The organism is Agrococcus sp. UYP10, from assembly GCF_040547205.1.
Taxonomy (GTDB): Bacteria; Actinomycetota; Actinomycetes; order Actinomycetales; family Microbacteriaceae; genus Agrococcus; species Agrococcus jenensis.
Window position 1 is genome coordinate 2,639,606 of the sequence record NZ_JBEPPG010000001.1, and the last position, 13,627, is coordinate 2,653,232.

General features: G+C 74.0%; 16 protein-coding genes. 9 read left to right on the forward strand and 7 right to left on the reverse strand.

Features of this window, described 5'->3' with window-relative positions; genetic code table 11:
* Positions 1 to 20: 20 nt before the first annotated feature.
* Complete coding sequence (locus tag ABIB37_RS12970; RefSeq protein ID WP_354261011.1) at positions 21 to 1,073, reverse strand: zinc-binding dehydrogenase; 1,053 nt, start codon at positions 1,071 to 1,073, stop codon at positions 21 to 23.
* Between ABIB37_RS12970 and treS the strand changes: the two genes are divergently transcribed.
* Together treS and ABIB37_RS12980 are read left to right on the forward strand one after the other, a co-directional pair.
* Positions 1,072 to 3,402, forward strand: a complete 2,331-nt coding sequence (treS, locus tag ABIB37_RS12975; protein WP_502914054.1) for a maltose alpha-D-glucosyltransferase — start codon at positions 1,072 to 1,074, stop codon at positions 3,400 to 3,402. The two genes, ABIB37_RS12970 and treS, sit on opposite strands and share 2 nt — an antisense overlap.
* A 20-nt stretch (positions 3,403 to 3,422) precedes the next feature.
* On the forward strand, positions 3,423 to 4,124 hold the full coding sequence (locus ABIB37_RS12980; RefSeq protein ID WP_354261015.1) for an RraA family protein: 702 nt from the start codon (positions 3,423 to 3,425) through the stop codon (positions 4,122 to 4,124).
* 14 nt (positions 4,125 to 4,138) lie between these two features.
* Here ABIB37_RS12980 and ABIB37_RS12985 read toward each other — a convergent pair whose 3' ends face one another.
* Entirely contained in the window at positions 4,139 to 4,339 is a 201-nt protein-coding gene (locus ABIB37_RS12985; RefSeq protein ID WP_354261017.1) for a hypothetical protein, read from the reverse strand.
* A gap of 70 nt (positions 4,340 to 4,409) precedes the next feature.
* On the reverse strand, positions 4,410 to 4,685 hold the full coding sequence (locus tag ABIB37_RS12990) for a hypothetical protein (protein ID WP_354261019.1): 276 nt from the start codon (positions 4,683 to 4,685) through the stop codon (positions 4,410 to 4,412).
* Between the two features lie 91 nt (positions 4,686 to 4,776).
* Between ABIB37_RS12990 and ABIB37_RS12995 the strand changes: the two genes are divergently transcribed.
* Positions 4,777 to 6,192, forward strand: coding sequence for a dihydrolipoyl dehydrogenase family protein (locus tag ABIB37_RS12995; protein WP_354261021.1), 1,416 nt, complete (start codon positions 4,777 to 4,779; stop codon positions 6,190 to 6,192).
* A gap of 3 nt (positions 6,193 to 6,195) precedes the next feature.
* Here the strand turns inward: ABIB37_RS12995 and ABIB37_RS13000 are convergent, their stop codons facing one another.
* A complete protein-coding gene (locus ABIB37_RS13000) occupies positions 6,196 to 7,179 on the reverse strand; it encodes an aldo/keto reductase (RefSeq protein WP_354261023.1) in 984 nt (327 codons plus the stop codon).
* A gap of 162 nt (positions 7,180 to 7,341) precedes the next feature.
* Here ABIB37_RS13000 and ABIB37_RS13005 point away from each other — a divergent pair, with 162 nt between their 5' ends.
* The 5 genes from ABIB37_RS13005 to ABIB37_RS13025 all read left to right on the forward strand — a co-directional run bounded on the left by ABIB37_RS13005 (position 7,342) and on the right by ABIB37_RS13025 (position 10,742).
* Positions 7,342 to 7,791: a YciI family protein gene (locus tag ABIB37_RS13005; protein WP_354261025.1), complete on the forward strand. Its 450-nt coding sequence runs from the start codon at positions 7,342 to 7,344 to the stop codon at positions 7,789 to 7,791.
* Between the two features lie 7 nt (positions 7,792 to 7,798).
* Positions 7,799 to 9,070 carry an RNA polymerase sigma factor gene (locus ABIB37_RS13010; protein WP_354261027.1) on the forward strand — a complete coding sequence of 424 codons (1,272 nt, stop codon included), beginning with the start codon at positions 7,799 to 7,801 and terminating at the stop codon, positions 9,068 to 9,070.
* The gene (locus ABIB37_RS13015; RefSeq protein WP_354261029.1) at positions 9,067 to 9,912 is read left to right on the forward strand and encodes an alpha/beta fold hydrolase; all 846 of its coding nucleotides are present in this window, start codon (positions 9,067 to 9,069) and stop codon (positions 9,910 to 9,912) included. The genes ABIB37_RS13010 and ABIB37_RS13015 overlap by 4 nt, the downstream gene beginning before the upstream one ends.
* 227 nt (positions 9,913 to 10,139) lie before the next feature.
* A complete protein-coding gene (locus ABIB37_RS13020) occupies positions 10,140 to 10,382 on the forward strand; it encodes a hypothetical protein (RefSeq protein ID WP_354261031.1) in 243 nt (80 codons plus the stop codon).
* A gap of 129 nt (positions 10,383 to 10,511) precedes the next feature.
* The gene (locus ABIB37_RS13025; RefSeq protein WP_354261033.1) at positions 10,512 to 10,742 is read left to right on the forward strand and encodes a hypothetical protein; all 231 of its coding nucleotides are present in this window, start codon (positions 10,512 to 10,514) and stop codon (positions 10,740 to 10,742) included.
* Between the two features lie 4 nt (positions 10,743 to 10,746).
* On the opposite strand, the gene ABIB37_RS13030 is transcribed toward ABIB37_RS13025, so the two are convergent.
* On the reverse strand, positions 10,747 to 10,917 hold the full coding sequence (locus ABIB37_RS13030) for a three-helix bundle dimerization domain-containing protein (protein ID WP_354261035.1): 171 nt from the start codon (positions 10,915 to 10,917) through the stop codon (positions 10,747 to 10,749).
* 108 nt (positions 10,918 to 11,025) lie between these two features.
* Here ABIB37_RS13030 and ABIB37_RS13035 point away from each other — a divergent pair, with 108 nt between their 5' ends.
* Positions 11,026 to 11,211 carry a hypothetical protein gene (locus ABIB37_RS13035; RefSeq protein WP_354261037.1) on the forward strand — a complete coding sequence of 62 codons (186 nt, stop codon included), beginning with the start codon at positions 11,026 to 11,028 and terminating at the stop codon, positions 11,209 to 11,211.
* Here the strand turns inward: ABIB37_RS13035 and ABIB37_RS13040 are convergent.
* Positions 11,204 to 12,496 carry a D-alanyl-D-alanine carboxypeptidase family protein gene (locus tag ABIB37_RS13040; RefSeq protein WP_354261039.1) on the reverse strand — a complete coding sequence of 431 codons (1,293 nt, stop codon included), beginning with the start codon at positions 12,494 to 12,496 and terminating at the stop codon, positions 11,204 to 11,206. The genes ABIB37_RS13035 and ABIB37_RS13040 overlap by 8 nt on opposite strands.
* Before the next feature lie 114 nt (positions 12,497 to 12,610).
* Entirely contained in the window at positions 12,611 to 13,627 is a 1,017-nt protein-coding gene (locus ABIB37_RS13045) for a LacI family DNA-binding transcriptional regulator (protein WP_354261041.1), read from the reverse strand.

A 13,627-nucleotide genomic window follows, 5' to 3' on the forward strand; every position in this document is an offset into this window, starting at 1 on the left:
GCGAGCCGGGCTGGGTCGTCCTACGCGTCCGGTCCGCCCAGGCGGGGGTCCACCATCGTGATGCCCGCCGCCGTCGCGCGATCGAACCCGGGCAGCAGCGTCACGAGCTCGTCGAGCCCCACCGTCCGCTCGACGAGCCGCTGCGGCGCGAGCACGCCGCGCTCGATGAGCGCGAGCATGCCCGGGTAGTCCCGCGCCGCCATCCCGTGGCTGCCGAGCACGTCGAGCTCCCACGCGATGACGCGCGACATCGGCACGCGCGGGTGCCCATCGACGGGCGGCAGCAGGCCGATCTGCACGTGCCGGCCGCGCCGGCGCAGGCTCAGCAGGGCATCCGCGCTCGTCTGCTCGCTGCCGACGGCGTCGACCGCGACGTGGCTGCCGCCGCCGGTGATCGCTGCGACCGCGGCGGGCACGTCGGTGCCGTCGGCGAGCACGGCGTGCTCGGCGCCCAGCTGCAGCGCGAGCTCGAGCGCTGCCGGGTTGCGGTCGACCGCGATGGGCCGGGCGCCGAGCGCCCGGGCGATCATCACGGCGCTGAGCCCGACGCCGCCCGCGCCCACGACGGTCACCCACTCCCCCGCCTCCACGCGCGCCCGGCTGACGAGGGCGCGGTACGCGGTCGCGAAGCGGCAGCCGAGGCTCGCGGCGGTCGCGAAGTCGACGCCGTCGGGGATGCGCACGAGGTTCGCGTCCGCGGCGTGCAGCGCCACCTGCTCGGCGAACGAGCCCCAGTGGGTGAAGCCGGGCTGCTCCTGCTGCGGGCACACCTGCGCCTCGCCCGCGAGGCACCACGCGCACCGGCCGCAGCCGCACACGAAGGGCACCGTCACGCGGTCGCCCACCCGCCAGGCGACCACGTCGTCGGCCACCGCGGCCACGACGCCGGCGAGCTCGTGCCCCGGCACATGCGGGAAGTCGATGTCGTCGTGACCCGCCCACGCGTGCCAGTCGCTGCGGCACAGCCCGGTCGCCATCACCCGCACCACGACGCCGCCGGGCGGCGGCACAGGCGTCGGCACGTCGCGGACCGCGGGCGTGCCGCGGACGGCGTCGAGGATGAGGGCGCGCATGCCACGATCCTCGCAGGCGCGACGAGCGGCGGCACGCCGCGCGCGCATCCGCCCCGACCGCGTCGCACACGAGTCCCGCCCGAGCTGTCGTGATAGGACTGCACACGTGGATGAGCCCGACGAGCACGGCACCGAGATCACCTACGACGAGCAGCGCTACCCCGCTCGTCCCCGACGGCTGCGCCCGCGCGACCAGTTCCGCGGCGGCAGCGTGCGGCGGTTCAGCACCGACCCGCGCACGGCCAACGCCTCGAACCCCTCGTACGTCGAGTGGCTCGTGCGGCAGTCGATGCTCAAGGACTCCGACGTCCTGAGCCGCCAGCTGTCGGGGCAGCCCTCGATGTGGCGCAACCCCTACGCGCGACCGGATGCGCGCCGCGCGATCGGCACGAGCGACGTCTGGTTCACGGCCTACCCGATCTCGCTCATCACGCGGCCCGGGCAGTCGTTCCTGGAGGCGCTCGGCGACGACGCGCTCTGGGCCGCGTTCGAGCACGTCGGCATCAACGGCCTCCACACCGGCCCGGTGAAGCGCGCCGGCGGCATCACCGACTGGCGCGAGACGCCGAGCGTCGACGGCCACTTCGACCGCATCAGCACCCAGATCGACCCGGCCTTCGGCAGCGAGGAGGCGTTCCGCCGCCTCTCCGACGTCGCCGACTCGCACAACGGCAGCATCATCGACGACATCGTGCCCGGCCACACGGGCAAGGGCGCCGACTTCCGGCTCGCCGAGATGGCGTTCAAGGACTACCCCGGCATCTACCACATGGTCGAGATCCCGCCGGAGGACTGGCACCTGCTGCCCGACGTGCCGGAGGGCCGCGACGCGGTGAACCTCGACGCGGCGTGCGAGCGCGAGCTCGCCGAGCGCGGCTACATCATCGGCGAGCTGCAGCGCGTGATCTTCTACACGCCGGGCGTGAAGGAGACGAACTGGAGCGCGACCGCGCCGGTGCTGGGCGTCGACGGCAACGAGCGCCGCTGGGTGTACCTGCACTACTTCAAGGAGGGCCAGCCGTCGATCAACTGGCTCGACCCCACCTTCGCCGGCATGCGCCTCGTCATCGGTGATGCCCTGCACTCGCTCGGTGACCTCGGCACGAGCGCCCTGCGCCTCGACGCGAACGGGTTCCTCGGCGTCGAGAAGAGCGCGGAGGGCCTGCCGGCGTGGTCGGAGGGGCACCCGCTCTCGCACGCGGCGAATCACATCATCTCGGGCATGGTGCGCAAGGTGGGCGGCTTCACGTTCCAGGAGCTCAACCTGACCATCGAGGACATCCGCGACACCGGTGCCGTCGGCGCCGACCTGTCGTACGACTTCGTCAGCCGCCCGGGCTACCACCACGCGCTCGCGACCGGCCACACGGAGTTCCTGCGGCTGACGCTCATGACGTCGCTCGACCTCGGCGTCGAGCCGGTCGGGCTCGTGCACGGGCTGCAGAACCACGACGAGCTCACCTACGAGCTCGTGCACTGGGCGACGCGCCACCGCGACGACACGTACGTCTTCCGGCACGAGGAGATCTCCGGCGGCTCGCTCGCCGAGCTCATCCGCGCAGAGCTCACCGAGGCGCTCACCGGCAGCGCCGACTACAACCGGGTGTTCACGCAGAACGGCATCGCCTGCACCACGGCGTCGCTCATCGCGGCGACGCAGGGGTTCGCGACGCTCGACGAGATCACCGACGACGCGATCCCCGCGATCCGCGACGCCCACCTGCTGCTCGCGAAGTACAACGCGTGGCAGCCGGGCGTCTTCGCGCTCTCGGGCTGGGACCTCACCGGCATGCTCACCGTGCCGGCCGACCAGGTGCAGGACCTCATCGCGACCGGCGACACCCGCTGGATCGAGCGCGGCGCCCACGACCTCATGGATGCGGCGCCCGACGCCGCGGGATCGGCGGCCGGGATGCCGCGCGGCCGCGCGCTCTACGGCTCGCTGCCGTCGCAGATCGAGCAGCCGGACTCGTTCCTCAACGGCCTCGCCGACGTGCTCACGATCCGCCGCGAGGGCGGCATCGCGACCGCCACGCAGCTCGACGTGCCGCACGTCGCGCACCCGGCCATGCTCGTGCTCGTGCACCGGCTCGACGACGGCGACCACACCGACGAGGATGCGCGCATCCAGGTGACGGTGCTCAACTTCTCGGGCGAGGCGATCGAGGGCACCGTGCACTCGGAGGCGCTCCAGACCCAGTGCGACGTCATCGACGCCGCGACCGGCGACAGCATCGGCCACGTCGACGACCTGCAGAGCTTCAGCGTGAGCCTGCCGCCCTACGGCGGGCTGTTCCTGACGCTCGAGCCGCTCGCCGACGAGGGCTGACGCCCGAGGCTCGGAGCATCGTGACCGCCGAGCTCCTCGCCCCGTTCGCAGCGCTGTCCACGCCGCACGTCGCCGACGCGTGCATGCGCCTCGGGCTGCCCGTGCGGTGCGCGCCGAGCGGCATGCGCGCCGTGCAGAGCGGTGTGCACGTCGTCGGGCGAGCGCTGCCGGCGCAGCACACCGGCAGCGTCGACGTGTTCCTCGAGGCGATGGAGCACGCAGAGCCCGGCGACGTGCTCGTCGTCGACGACGGCGGCCGCACGGATCGGGCCTGCGTCGGCGACCTCGTCGCGCTCGAGGCGGTCGGCGCCGGGATCGCCGGGGTCGTCATCTGGGGCCTCCACCGCGACACCCCGGAGCTGCGCGAGATCGGCCTCCCGATCGTGAGCCTCGGGACGTCGCCGACCGGACCGGCGTCGGCCGAGCCGCAGCCCGTGGACGCGCTCGAGCGCGCCAACTGCGGCGAGCATGAGGCGACCCGCGACGACCTCGTGCTCATCGACGACGACGGCGTCATCCTCGTGGGGCTCGAGCACGCGGGCGCCGTGGCCGATGCCGCCGCGGCCATCCGCGACACCGAGCGCCGGCAGGCGGCCGCCATGGCGTCGGGCACGTCGCTGCGCGAGCAGCTGCGCTTCACGGCGTACCTCGCGGCGCGCAGCGAGCGCGGCATCGGCTTCCGCGAGCACCTGCGGGGCCTCGGCGGCGCGATCGAGGAGTGAGCGCCGCGGCGGGCTCAGTCCAGCCCCGCCGCCCACGCGAGCAGCACGAAGCAGGCCCCGGTCACGGCGACCGGGATCGCGACGACCGTCGCGACGCGAGCGATCGAGCTGCCGTCCGGCCGGTCGGGCGCGCGCAGCTCGAAGACGATGAAGCCGCCGACGACGAGGATGCCCGCCGCCCATGCCAGGCCGATGAGCAGCGAGGGATCGAGCACGAGTCCATCATCGTGGCCCGCGCGACCCGTGTCGAGGCTGGTCCGCGTGCCGGGCGCGGCCTGAGGCCGCTCAGGTGTGCGAGGCCGCGAACATGATCGCGACGACGCAGAGCACGAGCGTGCCCAGCACGACGCCGAGGATCGCGGGCGCGACGCGCCGGTCGCGACCCGCCTGGTGGCGGCGCACGCCGACGAGCCCCAGCACGATCGCGACCGCGCCGAGGGGGCCGGCGATGAGGTCGCTGACCACGGGCACGAGCGCGCAGACGAGCGCGACGACGCCGAGCACGAGCGCGTACTCACCCGCCCAGCCGCCGCCGCGATGACCCGGTGGCTCGTCGCGCATGGGTCGATTCTGACGCACGCGAGGCTCGGTCCGGCTGGACCCGCGACGCGCGCCGCTCGACGGACGTCGGACGTGCGCGAGAGGATGCAGCATGACCACCTCGGAGCACGGCTCGCACGACTACGACCTCATCGTCATCGGCGCGGGCGCCGTCGGGGAGAACGTGGCCGACTACGCCGCGCGGCGCGGGGCTCGGGTCGCGCTGGTGGAGTCCGAGCTCGTCGGCGGCGAGTGCTCGTACTGGGCCTGCATGCCGTCGAAGGCCCTGCTGCGCTCGGGTCACGCGCTCCGCGCCGCCCGCCGCGTCGCGGGCGCGCACGAGGCCGTCACCGGCGGGATCGACGCTCCCGCCGTCCTCGCGCGGCGCACGTCGTTCACGAGCGACTGGGACGACTCGGGGCAGGCCGACTGGGTCGCGTCCGCCGGGATCGACCTGATCAGAGGGCGAGCGCGCCTCGTCGGCCAGGGCCTCGTGCAGGTGGGCGACCGCACGTGCTCGGCGCGCGCGATCGCGCTCGCGACCGGCTCGGTGCCGACGATGCCCGACATCCCCGGCCTCGCGGATGCAGCCCCGTGGGGAACGCGCGAGGCGACCTCCGCCGATCAGATGCCCGACCGCCTCGTCGTCATCGGCGGCGGCGTGTCCGGCGTCGAGCTGGCCTTCGCGTTCTCGTCCTTGGGCGCTCGCGTCACGCTGCTCGCCCGCGGCGGCCTGCTCCGCCGCGAGGAGCCGTTCGTCGGCGACCTCGTCGCCGACGCGCTCCGCGACGAGGGCGTGGACGTGCGCGATGGCGCCACCCCTACCCGCGTCGACCGAGGCGACGACGGGATCGTCACGATCGAGCTCGAGGACGGCGGCCGGCTCGAGGCGGAGGAGCTCCTCGTCGCGACAGGCCGTCGCCCGGCCCTCGACGACCTCGGACTGGACGACGTCGGTCTCGGCACCGACCTCGCCGTCGACGACACCATGCTCGTCGTCGGCACCGACTGGCTCTACCTGGTCGGCGACGCGAACGGACGAGCGCTGCTGACGCACCAGGGCAAGTACCAGGCGCGGGCGGCCGGTGAGGCCATCGCGGCGCGCCTCGACGGCTCCCCCGTCGCCGACGACCCCTGGGGGCAGCACGTCGCGACCGCCGACCACGGCGCGGTGCCGCGGGTGGTGTTCTCGGACCCAGAGGTGGCCGCCGTCGGGCTCACCGAGGCGCAGGCGCGCGAGGCCGGCATGGAGGTCCGGGCGGTCGAGCACGACCTCGGCCAGGTGGCGGGCGCGAGCCTCCAGGCCGACGGCTACACAGGCAGGGCGAAGCTCGTCGTCGACGAGCAGCGGCAGGTCGTCATCGGCGCGACGTTCGTGGGCCAGGACGTCGCCGAGCTGCTCCACGCCGCGACGATCGCCATCGTGGGCGAGGTGCCGATCGACCGGCTGTGGCATGCCGTGCCCGCGTACCCGACGATCAGCGAGGTGTGGCTGCGGCTCCTGGACGCGTACGGCCGACCCCGCTGAGCATCACCAGCGGCCGGCGACGTGCGGGGCGATGACCTCGTCGTAGACCTGCTCGACGCCCGCGAGCGCCTCTTCCGACAGCGGCGGCAGCTCCGCGGCGGCAGCGTTGCTCCGCGCCTGCTCGACGCTCCGCGCGCCGGGGATCACCGTGCTGACGCCCGGCTGGTCGATGATCCAACGGAGCGCGAACTGCGCCATGGTCGCCTCCGCGGGCACGAGCGGCGCGAGCCTCCTGACCGCCTCGAGGCCCGTCTCGAACGGCACGCCCGAGAAGGTCTCGCCGATGTCGAACGCCTGCCCCTCCCGGTTGTAGGTGCGGTGGTCGTCCTCTGCGAAGGTCGTGCGCTCGTCGTACTTCCCCGACAGCAGGCCGCTCGCGAGCGGCACCCGCACGATGATGCCGACGTTCGCGTCGGCGGCGGCGGGCAGCACCGCCTCGAGCGGCGCGAGCCGCAGCATGTTGAGGATCAGCTGCACGGATGCGACGCCCGGCCGGGCGATCGCGGCGAGCGCCTCCGCGCGGGTCTCGACGCTCACGCCGTAGGCCGCGATGCGCTCCTCGGCGACGAGCACGTCGAGCGCGTCGAACACCCCGTCCTGGCTGTAGACGGCGGTCGGCGGGCAGTGGAGCTGCACGAGGTCGAGGCGCTCGACGCCCAGGTTCTCGCGCGACCGGTCCACCCACGACCGCAGGTGCTCGAGGGTGTAGTGCTCGGGCAGCTGCTCCACCCGGCGCCCGGCCTTCGTCGCGACGACCACGTCGTGGTCGCCCAGCTCGCGCAGGAACGCGCCGATGATCCGCTCGCTCCGGCCATCGCCGTAGACGTCGGCCGTGTCGAAGAAGCGGACCCCGCTGTCGTGCGCCGCGCGCAGCACAGCGATGGCGTCCTGCTCGCTGACGTCGCCCCAGTCGGCGCCGAGCTGCCAGGTGCCGAGGCCGATCACCGAGACACTGCGCCCCGTCCGTCCGAGCGTCCGCTGCTCCATCGCATCCCCATCCCGTCGAGTCCGTGTGGTCGGTCCCAGTATGGGCGCCACCTGCTCCGGGACGGCTCCACGTGCGGATCCGGCGCGACCTGTCGATTCGCGGGCCGCTCGATCGTCATCCCCTCGACGGCCGCACCGGCCGCCACGACGAAGGGACCTCCCATGACCACCATCCCCACCACCACGACCCCGGCCTCTACGCTGTCGCGTGAGACCGGCTCGAGGAGGACCACCATGCGCTACACGCTGCTGCTGCACTACCCCGAGGCCACCGCGGAGGCGCTCGGCGCCGAGGCGCTCGCCGAGGGCCAGCGCGCCTTCGCGAGCTACGCCGCGACGCTCCACGCGGCGGGCGTGCTCATCGCCGGCGAGGTGCTGCAGCCGTCGGTCGCGAGCACCACGGTGCGGATGCGCGACGGCGCCCTGCAGGTGCAGGACGGCCCGTTCGCCGACTCCAAGGATCAGCTCGGCGGCACCATCGTGATCGACGTGCCCGACCTCGACGCCGCGATCGAGTGGGCGCGCCAGGCGCCGCCCGTGCACTGGGGCGCCGTCGAGATCCGCCCCGGCGCCGTCCACACGGTCGACGGCGCCTGGACCCCGAGCGCCTGAGGTCCGCATGAGCACCCAGGAGGCGCGGGCGGCAGCCGAGCACGCCGCCCGCACCTCCTACGGCCGGCTCATCGCGCTGCTCGCCGCCCCCACCGGCGACCTCGCGCTCGCCGAGGACGCGCTCGCCGCCGCCTTCGAGGAGGCGCTGCGGCGGTGGCCGGCAGCGGGCGTGCCCGCGAACCCCGACGGCTGGCTGCTGACCGTGGCGCGCAACCGGCAGCGGGATGCGTGGCGCTCGGCCGCCGCGCGCACCTCCGCACCGCTCGACGACGACAGTGCGGTCTGGGATCCGCTCGCCCGGCACGACCCGGACGCGATCGGCGATCGACGGCTCGAGCTGCTGTTCGCGTGCGGGCACCCGGCGATCGACCCCGCGGCACGGGCGCCGCTCATGCTGCAGGCGGTGCTCGGCTTCGAGGCCGCCCAGATCGCGCGGGCGTTCGCGCTGCCGCCCGCGACCATGGCTCAGCGGCTCGTGCGGGCGAAGCGGCGGATCAAGGATGCCCGCATCCCGTTCGCGATCCCCGATCGGCGCGCGATGCCCGAGCGGCTGCCCGCCGTGCTCGAGGCGATCTACGGCTGCGCGGCCATCGCGTGGCGCGGCGACGCGGCCTCGCTCGCCGGCGAGGCCCGCTACCTGGCGGTCACGCTCGCGACGCTGCTCGAGCACGAGGCCGAGGCCTGGGGGCTCGCAGCGCTCACCACCTTCTCGCTCGCGCGCCGGCAGACCGGCGCGTTCGTCCCGCTCGAGGAGCAGGATCCTCGCGACTGGGATGCCGCCCTCCTCGACGAGGCCGAGCGGCACCTCCGCCGCGCGCGCCCCGACGGCCCACCGGGACGGTTCCAGCTCGAGGCTGCGATCGACGCCGTGCACTGCGACCGCCGGCGCACCGGCTCCACCGACTGGCGTGCGCTCGAGGTGCTCTACTCGGCGATGCTCGCGAGCGCTCCGAGCCTCGGCGCGCGCGTCGCCGCCGCGGCCGTGACCGCGCGGCTGCACGGGCCGGCCGCGGGGCTCGACGCGCTGCCGGACGACGCCGACGGCTTCCAGCCGTACTGGGCGACGCGGGCGCACCTCCTCGCGGCCGCGGGTCTCGACGCGACCGCGGCCTTCGAGCGGGCCGCGGCGCTCGCCGATGACGAGGCCGTCGCCGACCACCTGCGCGAGCGCGGCCGGGCCGCTCGCGCGCTCCGCGACCGTCCAAACCCGGCGTCCGGCCGCTCCGAACGCCCTGAGCCAGCACCCACCACGCAGCAGCGACGAGGAGGACATCCATGACCGACATCTCCGTGAACACCCGCATGCTGGGCCTGAAGGACGTGCGCGTGCACGTCGAGGACCACGGCGAAGGACGACCCGTGGTGCTGATCCACGGCTGGCCGCTCTCGAGCGCCTCGTGGGCGCCGCAGCGCCAGGCGCTCGTCGACGCCGGCTACCGCGTCATCGCCTACGACCGCCGCGGATTCGGCCGCAGCGACAAGCCCAAGACGGGCTACGGCTACGACACCCTCGCCGACGACCTCGCCGGCCTGCTGGAGCAGCTCGACCTGCGCGACGTCACCCTCGTCGGCTTCTCGATGGGCGGCGGCGAGGTCGCGCGCTACATCGCGCGGCACGGGCAGGAGCGCCTGCGCAGCGTCGTCTTCGCCGCGGCGGTGCCGCCGCGCATGATGCAGACCCCGGACAACCCGGATGGCCCCCTCACCGTCGCCAAGGCGACGGCGATGACGGCGCAATTGACGGCCGACCGCGAGGCGTTCTTCGACGGGTTCACGAAGGACTTCTTCTCGGCGAACGCCGACGGCGAGGTGCTCGTGACCGAGGCGGAGCGCCAGCAGGCGATCGCGCTGTGCCTGCAGGCCGACAAGCTCGCGGCGCTCGAGGCGATGCAGTCGTTCGGCATCACCGACTTCCGCGACGACCTCGAGCTCGTGACCGTGCCGACCCTCGTGGTGCACGGCGACGCCGACGGCATCGTGCCCTTCGAGGGATCCGGCAAGCGCACCCACGAGGCGATCGCGGGCAGCGAGCTCGTGCTCGTCCCGGGTGCCCCGCACGGGCTGAACGCGAGCCACCCCGTCGAGTTCAACGCGGCGCTGCTCGCCTTCCTCGAGCGCTGACACCGGCTCCGCGGCCGCCTCGCCATCACGGGGCGGCCGCTCGGTGTCGGGGCGACGCGCCGGGGACTGCCCCTCGCGCTTGTCCCCCAGGCGCGATAGCGTCGGAGCACTGGCCATCGACCTGATGGCAGCCAGCGCAAGCCTCATCCGCAGGTGCGTCCCATTCCCTCTCAGCGCACGTAGCGACTCCGCTGTCTGGCTTCCACAGAAGGGCCCCGGTGGCCGTCATGTTGGATCTGTCCCTGTTCTTCCCGCTCATCCTGGCCGCCGCGCTCTTCGTCCTGGTCGTCATCGGCATCGTGGTCGTGCTGCGCGTGAGCCTGGCGCGGAGCATCGCCCGCTCGCGCACCGTCGGCCCGGCCCCGATCTCTGCGCCGGCGCCGGACGACACCGCCGCGATGCGCGCGGACGACGCCACTGCGATCCGCCCCGGCGACACCGGTGCGATGCGCGCCGCCGAGTCGATCTGATCCGTCGGCCGGAGGCCGGCCCGCGTGGCCGGCGTGTTTCGGCTCGGTGAACGTCTGGTGCACGCCGTTGTGCACCGCACGCCCACCCCGTCATGCTGGTGGCATGAGCCCCAACGACGGAGCGCGAGCGTGACCATCCATCGCCCGAGCGCGACCGCGTCGCGCCACAGCTCGCGCGACGAGGCGGTCGATCGGCTCTACTGGATCCTCACCGAGCTGGACGCCGAGCGCACCGTGTCGTGGGCCGAGGTCGAGCGGCGCGCCGTCGCCTTCGAGCCCGCCGCGCGCGACGAGGCGTGGAGCGTCGCGGAGGGCTCGGCGCTCGAGGCCATCGTCCGGGCGTCGCGGCGCCGGGCGTGACCGGCTAGTCGCGCTTCGCGCCGCGCTTGAGGCGCTTCTTCGCCGCGCGCTCCGTGAGCACGAGCAGGAAGTCCTGCACCGGGCTGTGCTCGATCGCCGAGAGCTCCTCCTCGACGATCCGGTCGACCTCGTCGCGGTCGTACTCCGGATGCGTCGCGATGAGCTTGGCAGTCACCTGCGAAGCGATCTCGTCTCGGTCCACGATGCCTGCCACGACGCAAGAATTGCACAGGTTCTGCTTGCACGCCAAGCCGCCCGACGAGCCGTGGATACGCTCGGCGGGATGCAAGAGACGACCACTGCGCACGACCTCGCCCACGAGCTCGGCCACACCGACGCGGGCCGCGCGATCCGCGTCTTCCTGCGCAACCCGGACGACGGTCGTGGCCTGTTCGACGGGCATCGCATCTGGGCCCCCTGGCGGTTGACGCAGGAGCAGGCGGAGCGGGTGCGAGAGCGCTTCAGCTGAGCAATGCCTCGGTCCGCGGTCCCGCGCGATCCTCCTCGAACCGCCAGCCGAGCACCTCGCCGATGTGCTCGAGCCGCCACCCGAGGGTCGGCGGGCGCGGCGCACCGGCGGTGTCGAGCCACGCCAGCTCCTGCTCGACGCTGCTCGTCACCGTGAGCGCCACGCTCGCCTGCGCGCCCACGGCGAGCTCGTCCGGGATGTCGAGGTCCGCGGTCGCACCGTGCTCCCGCCACACGACGATGCGCAGCGCCGTCCGCGATCGCAGCTCGATGCGCTCGCCCCACGACGCGTCGTAGGTGGCGATCACGTCGCCGGCACCGACGACCTCGCGCTCGGCCAGGTTGCGCGCGACGCTCTCGACCAGCTGCACGATCGCCGCGTCGCGGTCGGCGGATCGGCCGATGCCGAGCAGCGCCGCGTGGATGCGGAAGGTCCGATCGCCGACCTCGACGGATGCGCCCACGACGACGGTCCGGCCCGACCGGTTGAGGCTCCCCGTCTTCCCGCTGTCGATCCCGGCGGCGCCGAGCGCTCCGTTCGTGCTCGCGACGGGGCCGAGCCCCGGCAGCCACGCCGCGCGCTGACCCGAGATGGCGCGGAGCGTCGGAGCGCCGTCCACGAGCGCCATGAGCCGCGCGACGTCGACCGCGCTCGCGGTGTTGTCCGCGCTGAGGCCCGTCGCGTCGACGATCCGCATGCCGCCCAGGTCGTTGGCCTCGAGCCATCGCCGCGCCTCCCCGAGGTACTCGCGCGTGGTCCCGAACGCCCAGGTCGTGAGCGTCGTCGAGGCGTTGGCCGCGCTCCGGAGCATCGACGCGTCGAGCAGCTGGCGCTGGGTCAGCTGCTGCCCGACCGCCACGGGCAGCACGGATGCGCCCTCGCGCGTCACCGCGCGCAGGTCGTCGACGTCGCCCTGGCCGATCGTGATCGTGGGCGCCTGCTCGTCGGAGCCGAGCGGGTGCCGCTCGAGCACCACGAGCGCGGCGACGAGCTTCGCGATGCTGGCGATCGGCATCGGCTCCGCTGCGCCGAACGATCCCTCGGCGCCGTCGACGCCCACCACCCGGAACGCGCCGGCGGCCGACGAGCCCGGCCAGTCGATCTCGGCCGGTGCAGCGGCCACGCCGAGGTCCGCCTCGACGGCCGCCCCCGCGAGCGGTGGCGCGGGCTCGAGCGCCGTCACGGTCAGCGCCGTGCCGCCGGTGACGAGCACCGCGGTCGCGAGCAGCGCAGCGACCGCACGACCGAGCCACGGCCGCCTCGCGCGCTCCCGCGCCGGGCTCATCACGTCGCCCTCGGCATGTGCATGCGTCCAGCATGCGCCCATCGGCCCGTCCGTGGGAGGCCCTGCCGAACCCTCCTCCCGCCGCGCGGCGACGCGCGTGCCACCGCGCCCCGATCAGGGACGCGCGCGGGTCGATCCGCGGACGATCAGCCGCGTCGGCAGCGGCGCGTCCTGGCTCGCGCTGTCCGGCTCCTCGATCGCGATGAGCACCTTCTGCATCATCAGCTCGCCGAGCCGGTCGAAGTCCTGTCGCACGGTGGTGAGCGGCGGATCGAGGTAGGCCGCCTCCGGCACGTCGTCGAACCCGACCACGCTCACGTCGTCGGGCACGCGCAGTCCCCGCTCGCGGAGCGCCGCGAGCAGGCCGATGGCCATCTGGTCGTTTGCGACGAAGACGCCGTCGCCCGGGCGCAGCTCGAGCGTCGAGCCGATGCGGTAGCCGCTCTCGGCGCTCCAGTCGCCGGCGGCCGGGTCGCTCGCCACGAGCCCGTGCGCGGCGAGCTCGTCGCGCCAGCCGCGCACGCGCTCGACCGCGTCGGGCATGCTCGCCGGACCCGCGATGTGCAGGATGCGCTCGTGCCCGAGCTCGGCGAGGTGCCGCACCGCGGATCTCGCGCCGCGGTACTGGTCGATCGAGATCGTGGTCGACGACGCGCGCGGCGTCGCGGCGACCGCGACGAGCGGCACGCCGAGCTCGATGGCGCGGATCGCTTCGAGCACCGCGACGTCGATGACGATGAGCACGATCGCGTCGACGCGCTGTCGCAGCAGCTCGTCGACGGCGGCGCGCACGTCCGTCACCTCGTGCGTGAGCGCGTGCACCGCGTGCACGCTGTAGCGCGCCTGCCGGGCCGCGAGGTTGAACCGCAGCGCGATCGACGTCGGGCCGTAGTCGGGCACGCCGGGCGTCACCAGGCCGATCGTGCGCGTCCGGCGCGTGACGAGTGCGCGAGCCGCCGGGGACGGGCTGTAGCGCAGCTGCGCGATGGCGTGCTCGACGCGCTGCCGCGTCGCGGGGCGCACGTTCGGGAGGTCGTTGAGCACGCGGGAGACCGTCTGGTGCGAGACGCCCGCGAGCCGCGCCACGTCGAAGATGTTCGCGGCCTTCGGCGCCGCCTCCTCGTTCGTCAT

Excerpts from the sequence above, each read along its gene's own strand:
- ABIB37_RS12970 (WP_354261011.1), bottom strand. The coding sequence starts at position 1,073 with ATGCGCGCCCTCATCCTCGACGCCGTCCGCGGCACGCCCGCGGTCCGC.
- ABIB37_RS13045 (WP_354261041.1), bottom strand. The coding sequence starts at position 13,627 with ATGACGAACGAGGAGGCGGCGCCGAAGGCCGCGAACATCTTCGACGTG.
- ABIB37_RS13005 (WP_354261025.1), top strand. The coding sequence starts at position 7,342 with ATGACCACCATCCCCACCACCACGACCCCGGCCTCTACGCTGTCGCGT.
- ABIB37_RS13010 (WP_354261027.1), top strand. The coding sequence starts at position 7,799 with ATGAGCACCCAGGAGGCGCGGGCGGCAGCCGAGCACGCCGCCCGCACC.
- ABIB37_RS13035 (WP_354261037.1), top strand. The coding sequence starts at position 11,026 with ATGCAAGAGACGACCACTGCGCACGACCTCGCCCACGAGCTCGGCCAC.
- ABIB37_RS12995 (WP_354261021.1), top strand. The coding sequence starts at position 4,777 with ATGACCACCTCGGAGCACGGCTCGCACGACTACGACCTCATCGTCATC.
- treS (WP_502914054.1), top strand. The coding sequence starts at position 1,072 with ATGCCACGATCCTCGCAGGCGCGACGAGCGGCGGCACGCCGCGCGCGC.
- ABIB37_RS13000 (WP_354261023.1), bottom strand. The coding sequence starts at position 7,179 with ATGGAGCAGCGGACGCTCGGACGGACGGGGCGCAGTGTCTCGGTGATC.
- ABIB37_RS13040 (WP_354261039.1), bottom strand. The coding sequence starts at position 12,496 with ATGAGCCCGGCGCGGGAGCGCGCGAGGCGGCCGTGGCTCGGTCGTGCG.
- ABIB37_RS13015 (WP_354261029.1), top strand. The coding sequence starts at position 9,067 with ATGACCGACATCTCCGTGAACACCCGCATGCTGGGCCTGAAGGACGTG.
- ABIB37_RS12990 (WP_354261019.1), bottom strand. The coding sequence starts at position 4,685 with ATGCGCGACGAGCCACCGGGTCATCGCGGCGGCGGCTGGGCGGGTGAG.
- ABIB37_RS13020 (WP_354261031.1), top strand. The coding sequence starts at position 10,140 with ATGTTGGATCTGTCCCTGTTCTTCCCGCTCATCCTGGCCGCCGCGCTC.